The sequence below is a fragment of the Shigella sp. FC1567 genome, assembly GCF_001743015.1.
Lineage (GTDB): Bacteria > Pseudomonadota > Gammaproteobacteria > Enterobacterales > Enterobacteriaceae > Escherichia > Escherichia coli.
Genome location: NZ_MIIV01000205.1, coordinates 1 through 2,707, shown reverse-complemented (window position 1 = coordinate 2,707; position 2,707 = coordinate 1). Strand labels below are relative to the sequence as shown.

Annotated in this window: 4 protein-coding genes; 3 read left to right on the top strand and 1 reads right to left on the bottom strand. The window is 46.0% G+C overall.

Annotated elements, in window-relative coordinates; genetic code table 11:
* Positions 1-144: 144 nt before the first annotated feature.
* Positions 145-306, top strand: coding sequence for a replication initiation protein (locus BHE85_RS27495; protein ID WP_072007783.1), 162 nt, complete (start codon positions 145-147; stop codon positions 304-306).
* Positions 307-583: 277 nt separating this feature from the next.
* On the top strand, positions 584-1,309 hold the full coding sequence (locus BHE85_RS13040) for a putative adhesin (RefSeq protein ID WP_039064368.1): 726 nt from the start codon (positions 584-586) through the stop codon (positions 1,307-1,309).
* A 225-nt stretch (positions 1,310-1,534) separates the two neighbouring features.
* On the opposite strand, the gene mobA is transcribed toward BHE85_RS13040, so the two are convergent.
* Positions 1,535-1,858, bottom strand: coding sequence for a plasmid mobilization protein MobA (mobA, locus tag BHE85_RS13030; RefSeq protein ID WP_004988908.1), 324 nt, complete (start codon positions 1,856-1,858; stop codon positions 1,535-1,537).
* Between the two features lie 272 nt (positions 1,859-2,130).
* Here mobA and BHE85_RS13025 point away from each other — a divergent pair, with 272 nt between their 5' ends.
* Complete coding sequence (locus tag BHE85_RS13025; protein ID WP_001041621.1) at positions 2,131-2,325, top strand: Rop family plasmid primer RNA-binding protein; 195 nt, start codon at positions 2,131-2,133, stop codon at positions 2,323-2,325.
* The last annotated feature ends 382 nt before the right edge of the window (positions 2,326-2,707 follow it).

Here is a 2,707-nt window from a genome sequence, read left to right as displayed (position 1 = left end):
TCCCTCGTGCGCTCTCCTGTTCCGACCCTGCCGCTTACCGGATACCTGTCCGCCTTTCTCCCTTCGGGAAGCGTGGCGCTTTCTCATAGCTCACGCTGTTGGTATCTCAGTTCGGTGTAGGTCGTTCGCTCCAAGCTGGGCTGTGTGCACGAACCCCCCGTTCAGCCCGACCGCTGCGCCTTATCCGGTAACTATCGTCTTGAGTCCAACCCGGTAAGACACGAATTATCGCCACTGGCAGCAGCCACTGATAACCGAATTAGAGGAGTAAGACTTGAAGTCATGCGCCTGTTAAGGCTAAACTGAAAGAACAAGTTTTGGTGACTGCGCTCCTCCAAGCCAGTTACCTCGGCTCAAAGAGTTGGTATCTCTGAGAACCTTCGAAAAACCGCCTTGCAGGGCGGTTTTTTCGTTTACAGGCAGTAGATTACGCGCAGAAAAAAAGGATCTCAAGAAGAACCTTTAATTTTTTTTCACACTTGGTATCCTACTTTAACCCATAAAATAAACACTTACACCGACACGCCCTTAAACAAAAGAAAAAAAAACAATAAAAAACACCGCAAAAATGGATTGTTAACAAATGAAAATACTCAATTCGAATCTCATAACAAACATATCATCAACAATAAGAAATCACCTTCTAACATCATCCAAAAATATAAAAACACCCCCATCACCAAACATGGACGTAACAAGTCATCGTCGTTTATTCCAGAAAGACGGAATAGGATTGAGCCAAACAGGAAAAGCAACACAACTTGTCATTATGTCGCATGGTGGATGGAAAGAGATCTCCCATCCACAAACACTATTCACGCGTCAAAAAGGCGATGGATGGACTGTAGTCCCCAAAAACCTAAGAATTGATTTTTATACAAAAGACAACGACTTCACAAAGGGACTAAGCGTTCTTTCAGAGGTAAACAAACGCCATACTGAAGCTCAAAAAGGGTTAACACCATCACTAAACATAAGCAAAGATGACCTAAAAGTTCTAGCGAACGCGCGCAATATACCTCAATCAAAATTAGAAGAAGAAATGATGTCACAAGCCATATATAGAAAAGAATACGCAACAAGTAATGAGAAGATAAAAAACTATGCTCTATATTACCATGAACAAGCCCAAAATATTATACAAAGACATCAAGATGGCTTAGGAAACAAAAATATTGATATAGCATTTATAACTGATAAAAATCATAAGAAGCACCTTTCTGACATATTTAAAGTAATAAATGAATCAGGAGTAAAATATGATGTAATTCACTTTGGCGCTTGCCGAGTAAATAGAGAGGAGAAATAATCATCATTTACCATAATCCCTTAATTGTACGCACCACTGAAACGCGCTGAACGCGATTCTGACGCAGACACCACAAAAATAGATGTTTTACCCCGGAAAAACAGGAAGGATGCGTCAGGATCGTTTTCAGCTCGCTGCATAGCTATGCATGAAAGCGAATGGAGATCACTTTGGGAGCTTACCGTGTTCATACCGTCTGTTTTCAACAGTTTTCTCCCCGGGAAGCTAATCTGCCATAAGCCTGGATAACAGGGCACGGTGATACTCCGTAATAGCGATCAGCACCTCCGCATACTCCCTGTCCCCGATACGCTTGCCGTCGATAAAGAGTTTTTTCTGTAACGCCCCCAGTCTCATAACTTCTTTCAGTACCCGATCATCAGTCAGTGAGTTAACGTTCTTACCGAGAGCTGCCGCCCGTAAAAAACCGGAAACGGTCTTGCCGCATTCAGCAGCCCTTTTTCTGATTTCCTGGTCTTCTTCTGCCGTCAGACGAACAGGGCGACTGATAGCCCGCCTGCGCGTATTACTTCCACTTCGTTTTGTCATAAAACATGGCTCCGTATCTGACATGGGTGTCGGGGCAAAGCCCTGACCAGGGCAATTGTAATAGCGTGCATGTATGCGCGGTATAACAATTGCACATCCTGTCCTGTCAGCAAGCTCGAATTACCGACAAAGGCACGGCAGTTTTTTGGCAGTTACAGTGTTGTCTGACAGAAATACCCGTCAAAAAGCCAGGCGGCAGCAAAACAGTCGAAAAGTGGTACGCGATATAATCACATAACGCAGATGACAGACAGAACGGAGAAAACGAAAAGATGAACAAGCAGCAGCAAGCCGTACTCAACATGGCGGGATTCATAAAAAGCCAGAGCCTGACGCTGCTCGAAAAACTGGACGCACTCGATGCTGACGAGCAGGCCACCATGTGTGAGAAACTACACGAACTCGCAGAAGAACTCCAGAACAGCATACAGACACGCTTTGAAGTAGAAAATAGCACAGAGAGATAACGCTCAGGACAGGATGTCGAACGGCACAACAGAGCGTAAGGAGAAAATGTCACATAAGGCGCTCTTCCGCTTCCTCGCTCACTGACTCGCTACGCTCGGTCGTTCGACTGCGGCGAGCGGTATCAGCTCACTCAAAGGCGGTAATGCGGTTATCCACAGAATCAGGGGATAACGCCGGAAAGAACATGTGAGCAAAAAGCCGAAGGCAGGGACAAAGGCCGCGCAGGTGGCGTTTTTCCATAGGCTCCGCCCCCCTGACGAGCATCACAAAAATCGACGCTCAAGTCAGAGGTGGCGAAACCCGACAGGACTATAAAGATACCAGGCGTTTCCCCCTGGAAGCTCCCTCGTGCGCTCTCCTGTTCCGACCCTGCCGCTTACC